The 22,551-nt window shown below is 52.2% G+C and carries 18 protein-coding genes; 13 read left to right on the top strand and 5 right to left on the bottom strand.

The window, feature by feature from the left end; genetic code table 11:
* The first annotated feature begins 83 nt into the window (after window positions 1-83).
* From MKX50_RS25225 to MKX50_RS25215, 3 genes are all read left to right on the top strand, one after another.
* Entirely contained in the window at window positions 84-1,370 is a 1,287-nt protein-coding gene (locus MKX50_RS25225) for an adenylosuccinate synthase (protein ID WP_339158084.1), read from the top strand.
* 170 nt (window positions 1,371-1,540) lie between these two features.
* On the top strand, window positions 1,541-2,275 hold the full coding sequence (locus MKX50_RS25220; RefSeq protein WP_213591761.1) for a hypothetical protein: 735 nt from the start codon (window positions 1,541-1,543) through the stop codon (window positions 2,273-2,275).
* Between the two features lie 377 nt (window positions 2,276-2,652).
* Window positions 2,653-4,056, top strand: a complete 1,404-nt coding sequence (locus MKX50_RS25215) for a M23 family metallopeptidase (RefSeq protein WP_339158083.1) — start codon at window positions 2,653-2,655, stop codon at window positions 4,054-4,056.
* Window positions 4,057-4,151: 95 nt separating this feature from the next.
* On the opposite strand, the gene MKX50_RS25210 is transcribed toward MKX50_RS25215, so the two are convergent.
* The 4 genes from MKX50_RS25210 to MKX50_RS25195 all read right to left on the bottom strand — a co-directional run bounded on the left by MKX50_RS25210 (window position 4,152) and on the right by MKX50_RS25195 (window position 10,451).
* Complete coding sequence (locus tag MKX50_RS25210; RefSeq protein ID WP_213591759.1) at window positions 4,152-5,204, bottom strand: efflux RND transporter periplasmic adaptor subunit; 1,053 nt, start codon at window positions 5,202-5,204, stop codon at window positions 4,152-4,154.
* On the bottom strand, window positions 5,201-8,314 hold the full coding sequence (locus MKX50_RS25205) for an efflux RND transporter permease subunit (protein WP_339158082.1): 3,114 nt from the start codon (window positions 8,312-8,314) through the stop codon (window positions 5,201-5,203). Before MKX50_RS25205 ends, MKX50_RS25210 begins: the two co-directional genes overlap by 4 nt.
* Window positions 8,315-8,418: 104 nt before the next feature.
* Window positions 8,419-9,768: a HAMP domain-containing sensor histidine kinase gene (locus tag MKX50_RS25200; protein ID WP_213591757.1), complete on the bottom strand. Its 1,350-nt coding sequence runs from the start codon at window positions 9,766-9,768 to the stop codon at window positions 8,419-8,421.
* Complete coding sequence (locus MKX50_RS25195) at window positions 9,765-10,451, bottom strand: response regulator transcription factor (protein ID WP_213591756.1); 687 nt, start codon at window positions 10,449-10,451, stop codon at window positions 9,765-9,767. The genes MKX50_RS25200 and MKX50_RS25195 overlap by 4 nt, the downstream gene beginning before the upstream one ends.
* A 215-nt stretch (window positions 10,452-10,666) precedes the next feature.
* Between MKX50_RS25195 and yycF the strand changes: the two genes are divergently transcribed.
* From yycF to MKX50_RS25170, 5 genes are all read left to right on the top strand, one after another.
* Window positions 10,667-11,380: a response regulator YycF gene (gene yycF, locus MKX50_RS25190; RefSeq protein ID WP_213591755.1), complete on the top strand. Its 714-nt coding sequence runs from the start codon at window positions 10,667-10,669 to the stop codon at window positions 11,378-11,380.
* A 1-nt stretch (window position 11,381) separates the two neighbouring features.
* Window positions 11,382-13,205: a cell wall metabolism sensor histidine kinase WalK gene (gene walK, locus MKX50_RS25185; RefSeq protein WP_339158081.1), complete on the top strand. Its 1,824-nt coding sequence runs from the start codon at window positions 11,382-11,384 to the stop codon at window positions 13,203-13,205.
* Window positions 13,202-14,482 (top strand): two-component system activity regulator YycH, encoded by a 1,281-nt coding sequence (gene yycH, locus MKX50_RS25180; RefSeq protein ID WP_339158080.1) that lies wholly within the window; start codon window positions 13,202-13,204, stop codon window positions 14,480-14,482. Before walK ends, yycH begins: the two co-directional genes overlap by 4 nt.
* 91 nt (window positions 14,483-14,573) lie before the next feature.
* Window positions 14,574-15,323: a two-component system regulatory protein YycI gene (gene yycI / locus MKX50_RS25175; protein WP_339158079.1), complete on the top strand. Its 750-nt coding sequence runs from the start codon at window positions 14,574-14,576 to the stop codon at window positions 15,321-15,323.
* Between the two features lie 8 nt (window positions 15,324-15,331).
* Complete coding sequence (locus tag MKX50_RS25170; protein WP_213591748.1) at window positions 15,332-16,138, top strand: MBL fold metallo-hydrolase; 807 nt, start codon at window positions 15,332-15,334, stop codon at window positions 16,136-16,138.
* On the opposite strand, the gene MKX50_RS25165 is transcribed toward MKX50_RS25170, so the two are convergent.
* A complete protein-coding gene (locus tag MKX50_RS25165) occupies window positions 16,107-16,310 on the bottom strand; it encodes a hypothetical protein (RefSeq protein WP_213591746.1) in 204 nt (67 codons plus the stop codon). The two genes, MKX50_RS25170 and MKX50_RS25165, sit on opposite strands and share 32 nt — an antisense overlap.
* A 341-nt stretch (window positions 16,311-16,651) precedes the next feature.
* Here MKX50_RS25165 and MKX50_RS25160 point away from each other — a divergent pair, with 341 nt between their 5' ends.
* From MKX50_RS25160 to MKX50_RS25140, 5 genes are all read left to right on the top strand, one after another.
* Window positions 16,652-17,959 (top strand): trypsin-like peptidase domain-containing protein, encoded by a 1,308-nt coding sequence (locus tag MKX50_RS25160; protein WP_339158078.1) that lies wholly within the window; start codon window positions 16,652-16,654, stop codon window positions 17,957-17,959.
* Window positions 17,960-18,122: 163 nt separating this feature from the next.
* Window positions 18,123-20,078: a glycerol-3-phosphate dehydrogenase/oxidase gene (locus tag MKX50_RS25155; protein ID WP_339158077.1), complete on the top strand. Its 1,956-nt coding sequence runs from the start codon at window positions 18,123-18,125 to the stop codon at window positions 20,076-20,078.
* A gap of 133 nt (window positions 20,079-20,211) precedes the next feature.
* Entirely contained in the window at window positions 20,212-20,379 is a 168-nt protein-coding gene (locus MKX50_RS25150) for a CxxH/CxxC protein (protein ID WP_019639440.1), read from the top strand.
* 359 nt (window positions 20,380-20,738) lie between these two features.
* Entirely contained in the window at window positions 20,739-21,218 is a 480-nt protein-coding gene (gene rlmH, locus MKX50_RS25145; RefSeq protein ID WP_019639441.1) for a 23S rRNA (pseudouridine(1915)-N(3))-methyltransferase RlmH, read from the top strand.
* Between the two features lie 280 nt (window positions 21,219-21,498).
* A complete protein-coding gene (locus MKX50_RS25140) occupies window positions 21,499-22,551 on the top strand; it encodes a DNA methyltransferase (protein WP_339158076.1) in 1,053 nt (350 codons plus the stop codon).

The following is a 22,551-nucleotide window of genomic DNA, read 5'->3' as shown; positions in this document are numbered from 1 at the left end:
CGGCTGAAGGCAAAAATGAATCTGACGTATGGAATCCGAGCAAGGCAAATTAAGGTGCCTTACGCACTGACGGGGGAATGTACATGTCAACAGTAGTCGTTGTCGGAACGCAATGGGGAGACGAAGGTAAGGGCAAAATCACCGATTATCTGGCGGAAAGCGCAGAGGTGGTGGCGCGTTACCAAGGCGGAAACAACGCCGGTCACACCATACTTATTGACGGGAAGAAGTACAAACTGAGCTTAATTCCATCGGGTATTTTTTATAAGGACAAAATATGCGTTATCGGTAACGGGATGGTCGTAAATCCGGCAGCCCTTATCGAGGAAATCCATTATATTCATGACAACGGATTTACGACGGACAATCTGGTGATCAGCGATCGCGCGCATGTCATCATGCCTTACCATACGGTCCTGGATGCGCTGGAAGAGGACCGCAAAGGGCCGAACAAGATCGGTACGACTCGTAAAGGGATTGGCCCGGCTTATATGGACAAAGCCGCACGCAGCGGCATTCGGATCGCCGACCTGCTCGATCCCGAGGAGTTCGAGACGAAGCTGCGCCATCTCATGAAGGAGAAGAACCATATTATCGGGCAGGTATATAATGCTGAGCCGCTGGACGTTGAGGAAGTGCTGAAGCAATATTTGGAGTATGCGGAAATCGTCCGGCCGTACGTCCGGGATACATCCGTCATTCTGAATGATGCTATCGACGCGAAGCGCAAAGTGTTGTTTGAGGGCGCCCAAGGCGTCATGCTGGATATCGACCAGGGCACGTATCCGTTTGTGACTTCCTCGAATCCGTCGGCAGGCGGGGTTTGCATTGGCTCCGGCGTTGGCCCGTCGAAGATCGATCAGGTCATAGGCGTGGCGAAAGCCTACACGACCCGTGTCGGCGATGGTCCGTTCCCAACGGAGCTAAACGACGCCGTCGGCGACTCGATCCGCGAGGCCGGGCATGAGTATGGCACCGTAACGGGACGGGCGCGCCGCGTTGGCTGGTTCGACAGCGTCGTCGTACGCCATGCCCGCCGGGTGAGCGGCCTGACCGGCCTGTCCCTGAATTCGCTGGACGTGCTGACCGGCCTGGAGACGGTCAAGATCTGCACCGGTTATAAGTACCGGGGCGAAGTAATCAGCCATTACCCGGCCAGCCTCAAGATGCTTGCAGAGTGCGAAGCGGTCTATGAGGAACTCCCAGGCTGGTCCGAGGACATCACCGGGGTGAAAACGCTCGATGATCTGCCGGAAACGACGCGGAATTACGTAAAGCGGGTATCCGAGCTGACAGGCATTCCAATCGCGATCTTCTCCGTGGGACGAAACCGCGATCAGACAAACCAAGTGCTGCCGATTTATGAATAAGGCTTGCTGTATGATGGATTCGATAGCGTCATAACATTTAGCCGTCCGGAGCGTTCGTGGAGAACGTTTTCTCCGGGCGGCTTTTTGCGTTTCTTTTTTCCCTTTATGAAGGTTGAAATCTTCCTCTATCGTCCATACTGATAGGTAGAAGACGTAGAAGGAGGTATACGATGAAGTGGGTTGCTTGGCTGGTAAAGCTATCGATCACAGTCGTAGTGGTCAGCGTATTAACCGTGGCTACGACTGGTTATGTCGTGAACTGGTATATTCAATCACTGCTGGGCAGTTATAACATTCCTCTTGAAGTACAATCGCCTAATCTTGGAAGCATGATGAAGGGCATGCTGGGTTTTGGAGGCCAAGGAACCGGCAGCAAAAACCCGGGCAGCAGGAAGGTGGACGAAACAGATCATAAAAATATGAATGCAAGCGCGAATACGGGAACCGATGGGAATAGCGCTGGAAACAGCAATGGGGATCGTGCGGGGAGCGGTAGCGAGAATAGCGAGGGCGGCGTCAGCAACGGCAATGAGTCTGATCGTCCCGACGAAGACGGCGTGAACACGGGGGAAGGTATTCCCGAGGATGCGCTTCCGGTGATGGGAGGGATGGCTTCCGGCCAATCGCAACAACAGTCTCAGCAGGATGCGCTCGGGAACCAGGATCAGGCGGTCGTCATCTCCCCGGATGATTTGTTGGCTAAAAAGGATGAGCTGCCCGACCAGCAGAAGGAAGAAATATTCAATATCCTGATGTCCAAGCTTCCGGAGGAAGAAATGCAGAAGATGACGGCGGCAATGGAGGGCGGGTTGACCGAATCCGAAATGATAGAGATTCAGCAAATATTGTCCAAGCATTTAGATAAAGAACAGTATGCCAAGGTCATGGATCTGCTCAAAAAATAATGGAAAGCCTTTCTACCAAATCACCATGATAGCGGTACCATTCACAGGATTGTAAATAAAATACCCCCTGGATATTTTAGCAAAAACATGTTAAACCCGCTCCCGCAGCGGGTTTTTGCCATTTGTGAACAGAGTTGAAATTCGGGAGGGTCGTATGCTAAAGTAGACGATAGCGACCAAAGGTTAAAATTTTGAAACTATTTATTGTCGAATAGAGTCAAATATAAAGGAGATTTACCATGAAGGGTTTCAGGGGAAAATTTAGGCTTGATTGGCTTACGGAGCGGTATCAGTCTGCAGTTCAGCGTATCAGGCCAAGCCATAATCTACCGGAAAATGAGCAAGATGATATAGATAGCACGGATATAGAGCAGAAAATGCGATCACGCAGAGTCAGAATTGGGGCAATCGCTGCCGTACTTGCAACAGGCATGTTATTGGCTGGTTACCAGTATGCGCAGGCGCATACGGTGACCTATTACCGCGTCATGCTTCATGATGAGGAGATCGGAACGATCGATAGCGAGGAGCAGCTGCAGGCGCTCTACAAGCGCAAAGAGCAGGAGTACGCCGAGAAGTATCCGCAGGCGGATATGGTAGTTAATACGAAGGGCATAACAACGGTCGAGGCGAAGAAGTATAAAGCCAAGATCGATACGGAGGCTACTCTGGACAAGCTGTATGAGAAGCTGACGGGTTATTCCCGCGGGGTAGAGCTGAAGGTCGACGGCAAGACCATTGCGGTCGTGAAGGATCAAGCAACGGCAGACGCGATTCTGGAGCAAGTGAAAGGGAAATACATACCGGGCACTTCATCCAATCATGCGGCTTCTAGAATTAAATTAGTGAGCAGCAATCCGAACGCGGCCAAGAAGCAAAACGGTGTAACCGTGGAATCCGCAGAGATCGTGGAGGACGTAACACAGGTTGCCGTAAAGACGGATCCGAACAAGGTGCTGAGCGCCGAGGAGGCGGTTCAGCGCATCGTAGAGGGCAGTGAGGCAGCGATCACTTATGTCGTTCGCGAAGGGGATACGATCTCATCCATTGCTAAGCGGTACGGGGTGACTCAGAAGGAATTGTTCGCGAATAACCCTGGCGTTCAGGAGAAGACAATGCAGATCGGTACGGAGCTGAACGTAAAAGCGTTGAAGCCTGCTCTGACCGTAAAGACGGTTGAACTGGTATCCGAGGAAATCGTCACCGAACCGGAAGTGATTATTCAGAAAAATGCGGATATGAAAGCCGGTCAGTCCAAGGTTGTAGCGGAAGGGCAAAGCGGTCTGAAGATTATGGAATATCGGCTGACCAAAGAAAATGGCGAGGTGGTCACCGAGGAATGGCTTGGCCATGAGGTCATTAAGGCATCGTCGCCGCGCATCATTATGAAAGGAACGAAGATCGTCGGCGAGGGCAGCGGCCAGTTCGCGTGGCCGGTATCCGGCGCACGAATGACGAGCAGCTACGGCGAGCGTTGGGGCCGAACTCATAAAGGCGTCGATCTGGTCTCCTCGAATCGGAACATTCTTGCCGCGGATGAAGGTGTTGTCAGCTTCGCAGGCGTCAAATCCGGCTATGGCAATGTTATTATTATTAATCATAATAACGGATATGAGACACTGTATGGGCATCTGAGCAAGATCAGTGTCAAGGAAGGCGAGGTCGTCGAGAAAGGTTCGAAAATCGGGATTATGGGCAGCACGGGACGTTCCACCGGTACTCATCTGCATTTTGAAATTCATAAGAACGGTACCGTCCAAAACCCGATGAAATATTTATAGTATAGAGGTAGTTCAACAAGTCATGTTCAAATAAAAATGGCCCGCGCGTCCGGCGTTCCTGATGGAACACCGTTACGCAAGGCCATTTTTTTATATCAATTTGCCGCAAGGACTTCGACCTCTTGATTGTCTTTCAATTGGTGTTGGCCCGATACCACGACCTGATCTCCCGTGGCCAAGCCTTCGATGACCTCCTGATACAATTCGTTGAGGCGTCCGAGCTCCACTTGCCGCTTCTCGACTTTGCCACCGGAGAAAAGGTAGACGTAGGTGTTGCTCTCTTCCCGGATAATCGCCGTAGTTGGGATGGTGAGCACTTCCTGCTCTGCTTCATCGGTCAGCCGCAGCTGCACTTTGGTTCCCGGCTTCAGGGCCAGGTTGGCGTTGTCGGCTTGCAGCTCCAGCTCATAGGTTCTGTTCATTGTGTCCATGATGTCGGCGAAATAGACGATTTTCCCTTTGAACAGCTGGTCCGGCCGATCGGCCGCATAGAACGAAAGCTCGGTTTTGCCTTTAAGTAGCTTGGCGTTTTCTTCCGTGATGTTCGCCTTGATTTTGACCGGGTTGATCTGCTGAATTTTGCCAACGATCCCTTGGGTTATAGTCATGCCGGGTTCAATCGAGAAATCGGTCAGAATGCCGCTGATTGGAGCGGTCACTTTATAATTGTCCAAGGTGCGGTTGATTTGCTCGATATCGATTTGTGCCATTCGAATTTGATCTTTCAGCGGCTGCAGGGCATCCGGATCGTCTTGCGCAGCAAACTGGCCCTCTTTCAGATTATTCTGGGCCGTGCGGAGCCCGATTTCGGCCTTTTGCTTCTGCAGCAGCACATCGGCTGGATCCAGCTCAAACAGCAGTTCCCCCTGTTTTACCTGATCACCACGCTTTTTCAACGCTTTTAGCACGTCACCGCTTGCTTTGACCACGACATCTCTTTCCGCTGAAGCTGTCACTTCGGCTACCGTCTCCTGAGGAGCGCCAATGCTTCTCTTTTGAGCATCACTGATCTTGACAGCGGGTTTCTGTATGGTCTTCTGTACTTCCATCTGCGTTTCCTGAGGGGCATTGCAGCCGGCCAGGGCTGTTCCGCCTACGGCCAGCAGCGCGCTGCCCATTATAATTTGTATCCATCGTTTGTTTCTCATTGACTTACCACTCCCTCACTGATGTCGTCGGATGATTTATCGACTCGGCCCCTTCTTCGGAACAGACGGCCCATCCGGTTCTTGAATGATTCCAGTAATTCGTAGACGACCGGAACGACGACCAATGTCAGAATCGTTGACGTAACGAGTCCGCCGATCACGACGACGGCCATGCCTTTCGAAATGATCGCTCCGCCTTCGGTAAACCCAAGCGCAAGCGGCAGCATGGCGACCATAGTTACGACTGCAGTCATGATGATCGGTCTTAGGCGAAGCATGCCCGCTTCAACCAAGGCGTGGCGAACGGTATAGCCTTCGTCGCGAAGCTGCTGCGTCCGGTCGATAAGCAGAATTGCGTTGGTCACGACGATCCCGATCAGCATCATGAAGCCGATCAGCGAGGTGATGCTCAGCGCTTCACCGCTGATCAACAGACCAAGCAAACCGCCGATGACGGCAAGCGGCAGCGAGAACAGGATGACAAACGGTGCGCTCAGATTGCCGAAAGCAATAACCATGATGAGATAGACGATAAATACGGCGGCCCCCATAGCGACAAACAGCTGGGAGAAGCTTTCTCCGATATCTTCGTTAATCCCGCCGACTTCGCGCGATACACCGTCAGGAAGCTCAACCTGATCCAGAGCCATCGCGACTTGACCGGCAACGCCGCCCTTGTTTTGGCTGTCGATTTTGGCGGTAATGTTCACGACCTGTTCCTGGTCGTTGCGCTGAATACTGGAGGCGGCGTTGATAATATTCAGCTTCGCCACCTCTTTCAGGTAAACGATGGAGCCGCTCCCCGTACGGAACGGGATATCCCCCAGCTTGGACAGCGTATCGATGCCCGATTTATCCAGTTGAACCGTTGTCGTGTAAGTGATGTTATCCAGCTTGACATCACCGATTTCATCCTCGGCCAGCCAACCGGCGACGGTCTGCTGTACCGTAGAGGCGCTCAATCCGTATTGCCAAACCTTGTTCTGATCGACTTCGATCTCAAGCTCCTTCTTGGCATCGCTGAGGGAGTCTTCCACTTCCTTAATTTCTGGAAAATCCTTTAGCTTCTCCTTCAGCAGCGCAGAGGCTTCAACCAACCGATTCAGATCATCCCCTTTCAGGGAGTATTGGAAGTCGGTGCCGCCCGCCGAATTACCCTCTAGGGATCTAACGTCCAATTCAGAGTCTACCGGCAATTCAGCCATCAAAATATTTTTGTATTGCTCCTGAACAGTTTTGACATTGCTGCCTTCGCTAACTTCGGTGAAGATCTGCGCCCGGTAAGGCGTTGCCTCCGTGGAGCCGTCAAATCCGATCAGCGCTTCAGTAAAGGTAAATTGCGGCTGGCCATCGGCCGTCTTCGCTAGATGCAAAATCTCTTCCATGTCTTTGACTTTGGCATCCATGGTTTTCAAAGAAGTTTCATATGGCATCTTAATTACGAAGTAAAACTGCCGCGGTGGCTCTTCCTCTGGCATTAAGGTGACCGCTAAAAATGGTACTGTTCCGATAATTGACGCGATGAACAAAATTCCTGCCGCCAGCAGCGTTTTAATTCGGTGGCGCAGCGACCATTCCAGGACACGGCGGTAAAAGGCCGTTGAACGCCCAGCCTTCACTTCATGGTGCTTAATTGTTGCTCCACGGAGCACCATTACCTTCGCTAGCATCGGGATCACCGTCAAGGCTACGAGTAGCGATGCCAGCATGGCGGTAGACAATGTAATTGCAAAGGGCTGGAACAATTGTCCGACCATACCGCTGACAAATGCGAGCGGGGCAAAAACCCCGACCGTCGTCAGCGTGGATGACGTAATGGCTGCGCCGACTTCGCGGGTGGCCAGCTTAATGACCGATTCGCCGCGTTCCTGAGCCTTCTGCAAATGCGAATATATATTTTCGATAACGACGATACTGTCGTCCACGACCCGTCCGATTGCGATGAACATACCTCCGAGCGTCAGAATGTTCAGGGAAATGTCCAAAGAATTCATAACGAGCAGCGTAATTAGGATCGAAAGCGGGATCGAGACCAGAACGATCAAGGTCATGCGTATATTCCGCAGGAACAGCAGGATGACGAGCGCCGCCAGCAGCGCGCCGGTGAGCCCCTCATGCACCATCCCGCTAATGGAGGAACTGACTAGTTCCGAAGTGTCATAAATCGTCTTAAAGCCGATATCGGGAAGCTTCTGCTCCCAGTCTGCGAACAGGGACTCGACTTTCCCCGCGAAATCTACGGCGTTGGCCTCGCTCGTTTTGTACAGTTGGATGCCGATGGCTGGCTGCTGATTCAGGCGAGCTACAAAATCAGATTCCGAAATCGATTCGACCTTGCCCAGCTGATTCAAGCGAACCCGGGTACCGTTTGCGGTCAGCAGATCCATATTTTCTAAGTTGTACACGCTGTTGGTGTCGCCCTTTACGCGGGCCATCAAAGAGCTGCCATCAAGATCGACGGCTCCTGCCGGCAGCGAGGTGAGGTTTTGGCGAACCTGGCCGGATACTTGTCCGGGACTAAGGCCAAAATCGTTCAGCTTCCCGGCATCAAGCTTGATGGTAAGCTTCGTTTCCCGCGCTCCGATTTCGTCCATGTGGTCGTAGCCGGGGATCGATTCGAGTTCGGGTTTGATCTCGTTCGCATACCATTGATCCAGCTCTGACTGGCTCATGCCATTTTGGCCATAGATGGCGAAGTAATAAGCCGGAATTGAGGCGAAACCGAAGGTGGCCACCTTCGGAGTGCTGGCCGAAGCGGGAAGATTGACCTCTTGGAGCAAGCTTTCAATATCCTGCTTTTTCTTTTCGGGGTCGGCCTTATCAGTCAACATGACTATAATGGTCGCAAAGTTGTCGCTCGACGTAGAGTCCAGCGAGGTAACTCCCTCCATATTGGCTATCTTTTTCTCTATCGGCTTGGTTACTTGTTCCATGACGTCGCTGGGAGACCCGGGATATTGGGCCGTTATGTATACCATGGGAATCGAGATGTCCGGCATGATCTCCGTCTTTAAATTCCCAGCCGCATACAGGCCGCCGCCAAACAACATGATGATCATGATAAACAAGGCGCCTATATTCTTCATGGAAAAACTAGTTAGTTTGTTCATGGTAATCCTCCTATCTTAAGAAAGATTACCTTATAAATGTGAACTGAATATGAATAAGAAGCCAAATTTACAATTAACTTCGCAGGGCAAAAGAACTAAATTGTTCAAGATGGCAGGGTGACCGTGATTTCCGTTCCGGTTCCGGGCTTGCTGCGCACTTCGATATGGCCGTGATGCAGGTCTACGATTCTTTTGACGATCGCCAGGCCCAGACCGTTGCCATTATATACCCGGTTGCGGGAGCGGTCCGCCTTGTAGAACCGTTCGAATATTTGAGCCTGATCCTCCGGTGCAATGCCGATTCCCGTATCTTTGATCGTCACGGAAACCTGGTGGATGCCTCGCCGGACGTCAATGGCGATTTTGCCGCCTTCCGGCGTAAAGCGGATGCTGTTTCCCAGCAGGTTGATCCACACTTGATCCAGCTGGTCCCGGTCACCGAAAATTTTGACGACAGGCAGATCCAGATCGATCGCAATCGATTTGGCGGCCCATTGCGGTTCCAGAGCAACAGCCGTTTGCCGGATCTGTTCATCGAGCCGGAATGTGACGGGATGGAACGGATGATGCTTCGACTCAAGCGAGGCCAAATGCAGCAGATTGTCGCTCATTCGGGACATTCGCTCGCTCTCCGCGATAATGATGTCTAAATATCGATCCCGGTTTTTATGGTCCAGCGTATCGTTCTCCTTCAGCGCCTTGGCAAAGCCGCGGATGGACGTAAGCGGCGATTGAATTTCGTGCGAGACGTTAGAGACGAAGTCCTGGCGCATCTCCTCAATTTGCTGCAGCTGCCGACGCATTTCGTTAAAACTCTGCACCAGGACGCCCAATTCGTCTTTGCGCCGCGCTTTCAGTTCGCTGCTGAAATCCCCTTTGGCCATCCGCTTCGTCGCTTCCGTCATTTTACGCAAAGGCTGGATCAAAAAGGCGGCTTCCACAACGAAAAACAGGCTGCCGCCCACCAACAGGACAGTGATCCCCGTGAGGATCATGCCGCCGATTGGATAACCGACCTGGCTGTTCGAGCTTGGTTCGATAAACATGGCATAGCTTTGGCCTTGATGCCCGAAAGGCAGCCCTACATAGGTATGTCCTTCAGAGGTAGTGCTCTTCAAGGTCTCCCCTTGAAGCACGCGTTCGACTTGCTCCCGGCTTACTTCGATTAGGGAATCGGAGCCGTATTTTTCCTCGGACAGGGAGCCGTCGAAAATTTGCATGCTGACCATATTGGCCAGATCCTTGATGTCGTCCATCACCAGAGCCCGGCGGTCGTATCCGACCCGCTCGAAAATCCGGATCAGGCTTTGGCCGAAAGTGATCATGTAGTCCTGGGTTTGATCCTGGATCTGACGCTGGTATAAATAACCGATAACCATTGTAGAAGTCAGCAGGCTGACGAGAATGGCTACCAGAAACATCACAACAATACGGACATATAGCGATTTGATCATTTGTCCACCACAAGCCGGTAGCCGAGCCCGTATACGGTGGCGATATGAAAGGAGTGTGCCTCCTGGCCGCTTGCGGGGAAGCGTTCGCGCAACCTTTTGATATGGACATCAACCGTACGGTCATCCCCTGTATAGTCCGGACCCCAGATTTGTTCAATCAGCTGCTCGCGGGTAAAAATCTGCCCGGGATAGCTTCCGAGCTTAAATAGAAGCTCGAATTCCTTAGGCGGGAGCATGAACTCTTCGGAGCCGCGGATCACTTTATAGCTTTGGCGGTCCAGCAAAATGTTCCCGAGCTGAATGCTTTGGGAAGAAGCGATTTTGTAGCGCTTGAGCAGCACTTTGATCCGGGCCACCAGCTCGAGCGGCTCAAACGGCTTCACGACATAATCGTCGGCGCCCAGATCAAAGCCCTTGATTTTTTGCCCAGTTTCGCCCTTCGCAGTAACCATGAGCAGCGGCGTATCCGGGTACAGGCGGCGCAGCTCAGCGCACAGCTCCCAGCCGTCCATGACCGGCATCATGATGTCGAGTACAACCAGGTCGGCGATTTCCTGCTCCATCATTTTCAGCGCCACGGCGCCGTTTTCGGCCTGAATGGGGCGGAATCCTTCCTTCGATAAATAGAGACAAATCAGTTCGCGTATATGGGGATCGTCATCGACGAGCATAATGGTGGCCATAGGGTTAATTATCCTCCTTAAGTGACTGGTAAAAATAAGTAAATGTATGTATGATCTAAAGCGAACGGGATCTTCGCCGTCAATGATAGAGTAACAGTTTTAGGCGAGGGCATTCAATACTTGCCCTAGGCTTCCCGATAGCTGATGCTGCTTAGGATATGGTAAGATAGAGGAAGATCAAAGCCATGATCGAAAGTTTGGGGTGAATCGCAATCATGCTAGGTAAAATTTTAGTCGTGGACGATGAGCGTCCAATTGCCGATATTTTGAAATTCAATCTAGAAAAAGAAGGGTACGAGGTAATCCTTGCTTTCGATGGAATCGAGGCTGTAGAGCTGGCATTCAACGAGCAGCCCGATCTCATTCTGCTTGATTTGATGCTGCCCGGCAAGGATGGCATGGATGTGTGCAGAGAGGTGCGCGCCAGACTGCAGACGCCGATCATTATGCTGACCGCCAAGGATGGCGAAATCGATAAGGTGCTTGGGCTGGAGCTTGGAGCCGATGATTATGTGACGAAGCCGTTTAGCACACGGGAGCTTCTCGCCCGGGTAAAGGCGCAAATGCGGCGGCAGCAGAAGCCGGCTCAGCTGGAAAGCGCCGAGGGCAAACAGGGAATCAGCTTGTTTGAGCTGTTTATCGATACAGATATGTATACGGTGTACAAAAATGGCGAACCGTTAGACTTGACTCACCGGGAGTTCGAGCTGGTTCATTATCTGGTGAAGAATGCTGGAAAAGTGATGACCCGAGAGCATCTGCTGCAGGCGGTATGGGGTTATGACTATTTCGGAGACGTGCGGACGGTGGACGTGACGATTCGCCGGCTGCGTGAGAAGATTGAGAGTGATCCGAGCAAGCCCGAGTATATTTTGACCCGGCGCGGGCTTGGCTATATGATGCGCAGCTCCAAGGCGGGTGGATTCTAGGATGAATCTGCCCTCCTTCTTCCGTACGATCCAGGCTAAGCTGATCATGATTTATGTGCTCCTGATCCTGATCGCGATGCAGTTGATCGGGGTCTATTTCGTGAGCGCCATGAAAACCTCGCTGACCAGCAACTTTACGAAGGAGCTTCAAGAGCGGGCAGCATTGCTATCGGTGCTGGCTGCGCAAAACTTGGGGGTTACCGGAGAATCGGCAGATGCATCGCTAGACAATTTAAGTGTCCTCGTCAACAATTTATTCAATATTAACGGCGCTGAGATTCAGGTGCTGGATGCGAGCGGCCGGGTTCTGACAACCTCCAAGCCATCGCATGCCGATTACGTCGGCACGAAGAATACACAAACGGTAGTCAGCCGGGCATTGCAGGGCATACGCGACAATGAAGAGTATATGATCGATGAAGATAATGTTCGCAAGAAGGTGGTAGCCAAGCCCGTCGTAAGAGACGGAAAGACGGTTGGCGCCATTTATATCGCGGCATCGATGACCGAGCTCTACGATACGATGGAGCGGATCAATAGCATATTCATTTCCGGCTTATTGCTGGCCCTTGCTTTGACCGCTGTATTGGGCGTTATCCTCGCACATACGATCACATCGCCGATCAAGGAGCTGACCCGGCGGGCGACGGCGGTGGCGGAAGGACGGTTCCATCAGAAAATGCCGGTGCTCGGCAACGATGAGATCGGCCAGTTGAGCAAGGCGTTCAACTATATGACAAGCCGGCTGCAGGATGCGCTGGCACAGAATGAGGAAGAGAAGGAGAAGCTGGCCTCTATTCTTACCAATATGAGCGACGGCGTTATCGCCGCGGATGAGAAATATCAGGTCATTCTGATGAACCGCAGAGCCAGCGAGATGCTGCGGGTTCAAGAGGAGGCAGTTAGCGGCAAGGATATTATGACGCTGCTGCATTTGCCGCTGGAGGAACGGGCTGTACTGGAGCGGGGAACGATGCACTCGGCTATTCTGGAGATCGATTCTCCGGAAGGGGACATGTTTCTCATCCGCGTAACGTTTACGCCGATTCACCGGCGGGAATTCGGCATCAGCGGGACGATTGCCGTACTGCAGGACGTGACGGAGCAGGAGAAGCTGGAGGCGTCCCGAAGGGAGTTCGTCGCGAACGTCTCCCACGAATTGCGGACGCCGCTGACGACGATCAAGAGCTATACCGAGGCGCTGGAGGACGGCGCGCTGCAGGACCCAGAGCTTGGTCCGCGGTTCGCTTCCGTCATTCAGAATCAGACGGACCGGATGATCCGGCTTGTTACGGATCTGCTTCATTTATCCCGTCTCGATTCGAAAGAAGCTCTGCTGCGCAAGCAGTCGATCGGCGTTCTGGAAATGCTGGAAGAGGTCGTGGATCGATTCTCCTTCCAAATGCAGGAGAAGGGAGTTCATCCGGAAATCTTTATCGAGAAAGGTGTCGATACCGCCTGGATGGACCGGGATCAAATCGATCAAGTGCTGGACAATTTAATATCCAATGCGATGAAATATACGTCAGAAGGCGGAAAGATTGCTTTTGAGGCGCGCCGGGTGGATGACGGCATGATTGCCATATCGATCCAGGACAACGGAATCGGTATTCCGAAGCGCGATTTAGAGCGTATTTTTGAGAGATTTTACCGAGTGGACAAGGCTAGAGCCCGCAATATGGGTGGAACCGGCCTTGGCCTGTCCATTGCCCGGGAAATTGTGAAGGCCCATGGCGGTACGATTTCTTTGGAATCTGAGCTGGGGGAAGGCACCAAAGTAACCTTTACACTGCCTACACAGGAGCAAGGAGGCGAGGGACGGTGAAGGAAACGGTGAAATCTTTCCTGCTTACTTTGCTTGTCGTCTGTAGTCTGGTGCAGAGTTATTTTCTGATTTACCGGCTCCCGGGCAGCGATCCAGTGGTCAAGACGGAGAATGATTATATCAAGACGGAGAATATGGGGGCGGAGATGCGGGCTGAGGAGCTCATATTTCCGGCACAAATATCCGTTCACATGGGTGAGAACCAGCACACGGTGTTTTACCCGGATTCGATGTTCTACGATTTGATATACTCCCGCCTGAAAGGGCGGATGTTCGAAGGATTTCAGCGCAACGCCGTAGACAATATGAACTGGACGGAAATCCGCAGCAAATATCCGGGCGTAGAGCTTCAGTTCGGCAGCGGCGTGCCCGTATCGCTTCTGCAAAAGGTGATGCAAATATCCGCTGATCCGCTGTTTGAGGAGGAGAGTATCCACCGGATATTGATCTATACCGGGGAAAATGAGGAACGGGCGCGCGTCTTCTTCTTCAGCTCCCACGGGGATGTCGTGTCTGAGGCAACGAAGGCCGATTTGACGGTGCAGGACGTGAGGCAGCAGGTCGATTTCGGCAAGGACTGGATCCCGTACACGCTGAAGGATGGCTATTATATTCCGGAGAAGCCCATTGATATGGTAGAGACCCTGCTGAAGGTAGGCGTGTTCTCAACCGAGCAGATTCAGGGCAGCCTGTTCTTTGACCCGAGTATTACGAGAATCATACGCGAGAAGGACGGTTCAGAAATTTATACGGACAGTAAGCGGAGCCTGCAGGTAAGGCAGGATGGGAACTGGATTAACTATACCGATCCGGCGGCGCCGTCTGCAGGCGAGAACAGCCCGGCAAGCAATGCGTTATCCTCGATCGACTTCGTGAATCAGCATGGCGGCTGGAACGGCAGCTACCGCTTGGAGCAAATGGACGGTTCGGATGAGATGGACGGGGTGGTATTCCGCCAGTATTTCGGGAATGGGCAGTTTGGGGCTTTTCCGATTATGGATTTCCGGTCCTTCCGTTTCGGAACCATCTCGCTGGACCTGCGGCAAGGCACGATTACAGGATATGAACGTTCCTTGCTATATGTCAAAGCGGGAGACTGGGACAAGCAGGTCGTTCAGCTGTCCGGCGGCCAGGAGCTGAGGGACAAGATCGAGAAGCTGTCTAACGTCATCAACCTGTACCCGGCGTATTTGCCTTCGCTGAGCCAGGAGGGGCTGCTGCTGAAGCCGACCTGGATCGTCGAGCTGAGCAGCGGCGCTGTACATGAGCTGAATTAGGGTATAGGCGAAGGGCAAGACAAGCTGCGTCACTTCATGTGCAGCAGGAAAGAACAAGCGCCATTTATTTAATTAAGGGAGGTCGCGGAACATGGATTGGGGCAGAGCTAAAAATGTGCTTATTTACGCCTTCTTGCTGCTGAATTTAGTGCTTGGCTACCAGCTCTGGAATGACCTGAGGGAGCAGGCCGACTCCAATCCGGACCTTACTTCCCTGGAGAGCAGTACGCAGAAGGTGATGGAGAGCAAGCGAATCAAGGTGCTGGCGCAAATTCCGAGCGATTCGCCACAGCTGCGCAAGATATCCTACCGCTTTGTGGACGGGCAGCAGAGCCATAAAGTAACCGATCTGCCGGTTCCTGTGGACAGCAAGCTGATTTTTACGCCGAAGGAGCTGGCCAATGCGCTGAAGCAGAGCCTTCCCGACATCGGAAATTACCGTTATGACGAATGGGCGGGAAACGAAAATGTATTCGTTCTCCATCCGCTTGTGGACGGGAAGTGGCCGCTCTTCAAAATCAATTTAGAGCTGCATTACGCCAATCAGAAGATCGTGTCTTATCGTCAGGACATGATTGAAATTAACGAATCGGCCGATGAGAAGGAGCAGCAGGTGCTGTCCGCTTCCAAGGCTCTGGGCAATCTTATTGAGAATTTCCTGCCGGAGGGCTCGGTAGTAACGAGCATTGAGCTCGGATATTATGGCCAGGTGTTCGATTCGGACGCCGACCTGCCGGCATCGCCGGCATGGCGCTTCTTGCTGGAGAGCAGAGAAGAGTATTACGTGCAAGGCATTAGCGGGGACGTCATCAGTCCTAACACGAAGGAATCGAAGGAGTAATGGGGAACATGGGTTTACGATTTACGATACTGTCGAGCGGATCTACCGGGAATGCAACGGTAGTGACGGACGGAGAGATTACACTGATGATCGATGCGGGGTTCAGTGCCCGCCGTATAGATGAACTGCTGCTGGAACGCGGTTTGACCGGAGAGAATTTGACGGGCATTCTGGTGACGCATGAGCATTCCGACCATATTAAAGGGCTTGGGGCCGTAGCGAGAAAATATAACTTGCCCATTTATGCCAATGAGAAGACATGGCAGGCGATGGAGAAGTCGATCGGCAGCATTCCCGAGGAGAACCGCTGCCTTCTGGGAACCGGGGAAGCGCGAGATTTCGGGTCAATGCGGGTGGAGTCGTTCGGCATTTCGCATGACGCGGCAGAGCCTGTCGGTTATACCTTCAGCGATGGTCGGGAGAAGCTGAGCGTTTGCACGGATCTGGGCTACGCAAGCGATAAAGTGAAGCAAGCGATCGCCGATTCGGACGTGCTTGTGCTGGAGGCCAATCACGATATCGAAATGCTGCGGATGGGGCGTTACCCCTGGAATATTAAGCGGCGAATTCTTGGCGATATGGGGCATTTATCGAATGAAGCCTCGGGCGAGGTGCTCAGCGATCTGCTTAACGGCCGTATGAAGCGCACCTATCTGGCCCATCTCAGCAAGGAGCATAACATGCTGGACCTGGCCAAAATGTCGGTTCGAAGCGCTATGGAGGACCGCGGCTGCTTCTATAAGGACAGCGAGTTCCGCCTGTGCGACACCTATGCGGATCGTCCTACGCCGTGGGATAGGGTGGGCGAGCCTTAGAGCTGTCCAGTTCAGTGGTCTTCTGAGCAATCTCTTCGCGGCTGAGAACGCCCTTCTCAATGAGCAGCTCCATCATAGCGCTTAGCGTTAGCAGCTGATGATAGTGGTCCTCCTTAAGATCGGCCAGCTTGGCCAGGATATTTACCTCGTCCATCGGGGAGAAATAATCCATAATCATCCTCCTTAAGTTTAAATTCCCGGTATTTCCCTCAATGGAAAAACCTTCAGGAACGCTTCGTATATGGTAAAATAAAATGAATCTATGAATCTATCGCTTTATCCTTAGTTTAGTCTTTTATGAGCAGAAACATTCCTAACACTTTGAAAAATAAAATTTTACAGGAAGCCAGCAACTTCATACTGAACCATCTCGTTAAGGAGTAAGGAGTTTGTACGGACATATGGCTTTGCCTACCGGGAATAAGGTGAAGTAAGAGCTTCGCTTTAATTGCAAGCATGAGACGAGTCGGAAGCGAGTAGCCTAGGAGCAAGTCACGGAGGGAGAGAGTTCGGATGGGATTGTTTGATGACGATTTTTATTCCACGAAAATATCGCGGCGGCATGATCGGAGAGCAGAGAGCCGGCGCGGGTGGAACAGAAGGAAGCGCGGCTCGGGGTGGTCCACCCTGCAGGTGTCGATCGTTTCTTCCGTGCTGAGCGCGATTGTTGCAGTGCTGCTCTTCAGTTTCATTACGGGGCTTCCCTCTTCCAAGGCCAGATTTGCTGCGGGAGGTACCGTGTTTGGCGGAGATCTTGACCCGTTCAGCCGGATCAGCACGGCGGCCGCAAAGGTCGGGCCCACGGTCGTTAGCATTCTGAACCATAACGAGCTGTCAGGCGGAGATCCAGAGCAGGCGGCGCTTGGATCTGGTGTTATTTTTAAGAAAGAGAAAGGCAAGGCCTTCATCATTACGAATGCGCATGTCATTCAAGGAGCCAGTGATTTGGAAATCTTGACGAGCAGCGGGGATTCGAAGGAAGCCTCAGTGGTAGGTCAGGACGTCATCAGCGACATCGCGGTTCTGGAAGTGGATGACAGGGGGATTACCTCCGTGATATCGCTTGGGGATTCCACGAACCTGCGTCCGGGAGAGACCGTACTTGCCGTAGGCAATCCGCTGGGGCTTGGGGGTACGCTGACCTCGGGCATCGTCAGTTATACGAGCCGGGTAATACCGGTATCGATCAACCAGGACGGTAATTATGACTGGGAGCAGGAAGTTATTCAGACCGACGCGGCGATCAACGACGGCAATAGCGGCGGAGCGCTGGTCAATCTGAACGGCGAGCTGATCGGCATCAATACGATGAAAATTGCCGATATGGGCGTGGAAGGTCTGGGATTCGCCATTCCGGTCAGCGAGGTCATGAAGACGGTTGACGATTTGATGGAGCACGGAAAGGTGGCTCGTCCGTACTTGGGCGTATATACTCTTGATTTGAACAATCCGTTCTCCATATTTAGCGACGAGGATCACCGGGAATTGATGCTGCCGGAGGATGTGAAGGACGGCGTTATCGTGCTGGAAGCACATGGCCCGGCAAAATCGGCAGGGCTGAAGCTCAATGATGTCATCGTTAAGCTCGACAAGCAGCCGATCCAATCGACGCTTGATCTGCGCAAGTATTTGTACGGACACAAGAAGATCGGCGAGGATATGGAGGTCAGCTTTTATCGGGAAGGCGAGCTGCAGCGTGTCAAGGTCAAGCTGGCGGATAAGCCTGAAGATGCGGAGCTGGAGGACGATACGTACGATATGCCCGGTGGGGAGTATGATGACGGGGAGTCTGGCTTCGGCGAGTTTGAGCTTGATCATTAGGGTAGTGAGGACCGCCGGAAGGCCATTGGGAAGCTATAGGGATTATAGTCTGAATTGAAGCAAATGAAGTCAATACGCAGGGGAGCACATTACAAGGCAGCCGAGGGGAAACGGTGAAGGGTAATTGTGCTCCCTTTCTTGCAATAAGAGGAGGTAGACGAAGATGACAGCTCCGTTTGCAAGCAGGATGAGAATGCATTTACTTCAAGAAATGGAACAGGCTCCGCTTGATTTGTTAATCATTGGCGGCGGAATTACAGGCTCTGGCATTGCTCTGGATGCGGCTGCCCGCGGAATGAGAGTCGGGCTTGTTGATATGAAGGATTATGCAGCAGGCACGTCCAGCCGTTCAACGAAGCTTGTCCATGGCGGGCTGCGTTATTTGAAGCAGTTCGATATCGGCGTCGTGGCCGAGGTGGGCAAGGAGCGGGCGATTGTATATGAGAACGGGCCGCATGTGACGACGCCGGAGTGGATGCTGCTGCCGATTTATAAGGAGGGCACCTTTGGCAGGTTCAGCACTTCGCTTGGACTCAGAGTCTATGACTTTCTGGCCGGTGTGAAGCGGGAGGAACGGCGCCGGATGCTGAGCGCGGCACAGACGCTGGCAAAGGAGCCGCTGCTGCGCCGCGAAGGGCTGGAGGGCGGCGGGTATTACGTGGAATATCGTACGGATGACGCCCGGTTAACGCTAGAGGTTCTTAAAGAGGCCGTGGCCCATGGGGCGCTTGCGCTGAATTATGCGCGGCTGGAGCGGTTCGATTATGAGGCTGGACAAATTGCAGGGGCAGAAATCGCCGATGTTCTCAGCGGCAGGAAATATACGGTAAGGGCCCGGTGCATCGTCAATGCTGCTGGCCCTTGGGTTGATACGCTGCGGCAGCTCGATGGGTCGCAGCAGGGCAAGCGGCTGCTGCTGACGAAGGGGATCCATCTTGTGGTGGATCAGAGCCGGTTTCCTTTGCGGCAGGCGGTGTATTTCGATACGCCGGACGGTCGCATGCTGTTTGCCATCCCCCGGGATGGCAAGACCTATGTGGGCACCACGGATACGGAGTACACCGGGGATATGGCGCATCCCCGCATGACGGAGCGGGATCGGCAGTATGTTCTCGATGCTGTGAATGGCATGTTCCCTGAGCTGCGCATTACGACGGAGGATATCGAGTCCAGTTGGGCCGGCATTCGTCCCCTGATTTTCGAGGAAGGGAAGGGTCCTTCGGAAATTTCCCGCCGGGATGAGATCTGGCAATCCGAGTCCGGCCTGATCACCATTGCCGGCGGGAAGCTGACGGGCTACCGGAAGATGGCAGAGACCGTGGTGGATCGGGTTGCGGCTAAGCTGGAGGAGAGAGCTGGCCAAGACAGCGGGACGGACGGGGACAGAAATGGGCGTGTTGAAGAAACGGGAGGTTTCCGTAAAGGCGCTTCGGGCAGAGGGGTTGAGACAGGCGGCGTTGCTGTACCTGTTGTGGGCGCCGGTGGGAAATATCCGCCGTGCCGGACGAAGGAGCTGCCGATTTCAGGCGGCCATGTGGGGGGAGCGGCCTCTTTTCAAGATTATGTAGCGAAGAAGACTCGGGAAGGGACCGGCCTCGGCTTGCCTCGGGAATTGGCGGCAAAGTGGGCGGCCTGCTATGGGTCTAACGTGGATCGGCTGTTTGAGCTAGTGCGGGAGATGGGGAATGAGCCGGCTGTGGAGGTTAAGGGTGTTAGAGCAGCGGGAGAATTACGAGCATTGGGTGGCGCTGGAGTGGCAGACACTTCAGAAATGCCTGAACCGGCGGATATCAGTAAAGCGGATGATAGGACTGAGGTTGGACAGCCCGCTGCGCTAGGCGTGTCCGATGAGGGCAAGCTCCCCATGGAAGTCAGCGTGCCGCTGAGGTATGCGATGGAGCATGAAATGGCGGTGACGCTGGAGGATTTTTTTGTCCGCAGGACGGGGGCGCTCCTGTTCGATATCGACTGGGTGAGGAAATGGAAGGGACCCGCTGCCGCATATATGGCTTCCTATCAGGGCTGGAGCACGGACGAGCAGGCTCGTTATGCGGAGGAGCTGGAGAGTCGGCTGTATGAAGCGGTCGTGCCGGAGGATGCTGCGGATGTGGACAGTTAGAGAAGCGATATTTATGGGGAAGATGGTTCCTTTTTGCCCTGGAGTGTGGTAGAACTGAAAAGGGTATACTGTGTTTATCGTGGAACCGAATGGCGGATCGTGAGACGAGCTAGAGAAAGGATGCTTTCATTTTATGTATGTAGTTTGCAAAGATCATGTGGAATTAGCGATTGATATGTTCGTGGACGAGTTCGAGGAGGCTCCGGACATTGTCGATTTGGATCAAACGAAATTTATCGAGTGGGATCCTCCGGTGACCTGCCAGGAATGCGAGCAGCGGGCGAAGTTTTTGATTATATGACGTGCAGCTAACCTGGAGTGAATTGTGGCCATTTCGGACGGCTAAGCAAGGTGCATAGGGTTAGAGTCGGTGGCACGGACTTATTGGAATGATAGATTAAGTGTAGAGGGCGGCTTCTTCATCCTTGGGTGTGGAGAGCGGCCTTTTTGCGTAGATTAGCGATGATGGGTAAAATGAGTGGGAAGCTGAATTACTTAGGGGATGTAGGTTAATTAGGAATCAAACCAATGGTAACGCCAGTCAGGGTGGAAAATTATAGGGAAATACATAGAAGGTATAACGTAATGTGAACAAGCGCAATGGATTTCATAAATGAGGTGCCGCTCTTCTCGGGGCAGGCTGAATAGGAGATGCTTGGAATGTTCATTCAAATTGTGGCTGTCGGCAAATTGAAGGAGAAGTATTTGGTGCAGGGAATCGCCGAGTATGCGAAGCGGCTGACCCCTTATGTAAAGTTTCAAGTCGTGGAGGTGCCCGACGAGAAAGCGCCGGAGACGATGAGTGAGGCGGAGGTGCAGGCGGTGAAGGCACGCGAGGGTGAGCGTGTGCTGGCCCAGGTGAAGAGCGATGCGCATGTCATCGCTCTGGAAGTAGGCGGCGAGCTGTGGAGCTCGGAGGAGCTCGCCGCCACGTTCGACAGGCTCGGCACGTATGGGACGAGCCATGTCGTGTTTGTCATCGGCGGGAGCCATGGGCTCGCCGATGCGGTGCTCCGCCGTGCGCAGCAGCGGTTGTCGTTTGGGCGCATGACGCTGCCCCATCAGCTCATGCGCCTGGTGCTGGTGGAGCAGATTTATCGCGCGGTGAAGATCAATCGGGGGGAACCGTACCACAAGTGATGGTACACACAATCACCATTAGGAAAGAAATTGTTTTGGATAGTTCATTTATTGATAAATTAGGTAGGCAAGTTGAAGTCATGGTATAATTATTTACTTGTAGCTTGTCGTTATCGTTGGATACAATGATTAAAATGGTTAGGATAAGAAAATGTCACTTAAAAGTTCACCTAGAGAAGTTTCATGGACATTCCATTAGAAGATAGCTTCCATGATACTACTCATTGATTTAGTTACCTTTTAGTTATTGATTTTGCTTATTCAAAGGAAGTGAGATGTTATGAGCAATTTAAACAACAAGCATTTACCTACTAGTACCGTAGGGCGTGGAAAAACAGTTACATTAGATACATTGCCTGAGATTGACCATTGGACAAATGGTGAGATCAACCTATACCATGGTGATAGCCAAAATTATTACTCAAAATGGGACACTCCAACCGTTATTGTATCAGATGGTGCATATGGTATTTTAGGGTTTGAAGGAGATACGTCAAATCACTATAGTATAGCTGAATGGTATGAGCCACACATTCAAGCATGGAGTCAGCAAGCTACACCGCAGACAACACTATGGTTCTGGAATTCAGAGATAGGCTGGGCGACTGTCCATCCTGTGTTAGAGCGTTATGGATGGCGTTATGTAAATGCAAATGTTTGGAATAAAGGAAAGGCTCATATTGCAGGAAATGTTAATACCGCAAAAATACGTAGATTCCCAGTAGTAACAGAAATGTGTGTTCAATATGTATTTGAACCTCGTATTGATAATCTTACGTTGCAGCAGTGGCTTTACCGAGAGTGGAAACGAACGGGATTGCCCTTAAGAAAAGCAAATGAAGCATGCGGAGTGAAAGATGTAGCTGTTAGGAAATATTTAGACCAAGGGCACCTTTGGTATATGCCCCCGCCAGAAATGTTTGAAAAGATGGTGACGTTTGCTAATGAGTATGGGGAACCTTCGGGACGTCCATACTTTTCACGTGATGGAAATAATCCTCTTAACTCAGAGGACTGGATAAAAATGCGTTCTAAATTCTACTGTCCAATGGGTTTTACGAATGTTTGGGATCGGAATCCTTTAAAAGGGGCAGAGAGGATTAAAGTTCCTACAAAAGGCAGCAGAGCAGCACATCTGAACCAAAAACCGTTAGATTTAATGCGCTTGATTATTGAGGCGTCTAGCGATGAGGGAGATGTTGTGTGGGAGCCCTTTGGAGGACTTTTTTCTGCTTCATTAGCTGCAAAGGAGACTCGACGACGAGCCTTCGCCGCCGAGTTAGATAGTACTTATTTCCAATTAGGGATTGAACGCTTCAACACCATCTTTTGA

This window comes from Paenibacillus sp. FSL W8-0186, from assembly GCF_037969765.1.
Taxonomy (GTDB): domain Bacteria; phylum Bacillota; class Bacilli; order Paenibacillales; family Paenibacillaceae; genus Fontibacillus; species Fontibacillus woosongensis.
The sequence above is the reverse complement of the archived record's forward strand: the minus strand, read 5'-3'. Positions and strand labels throughout refer to the sequence as shown.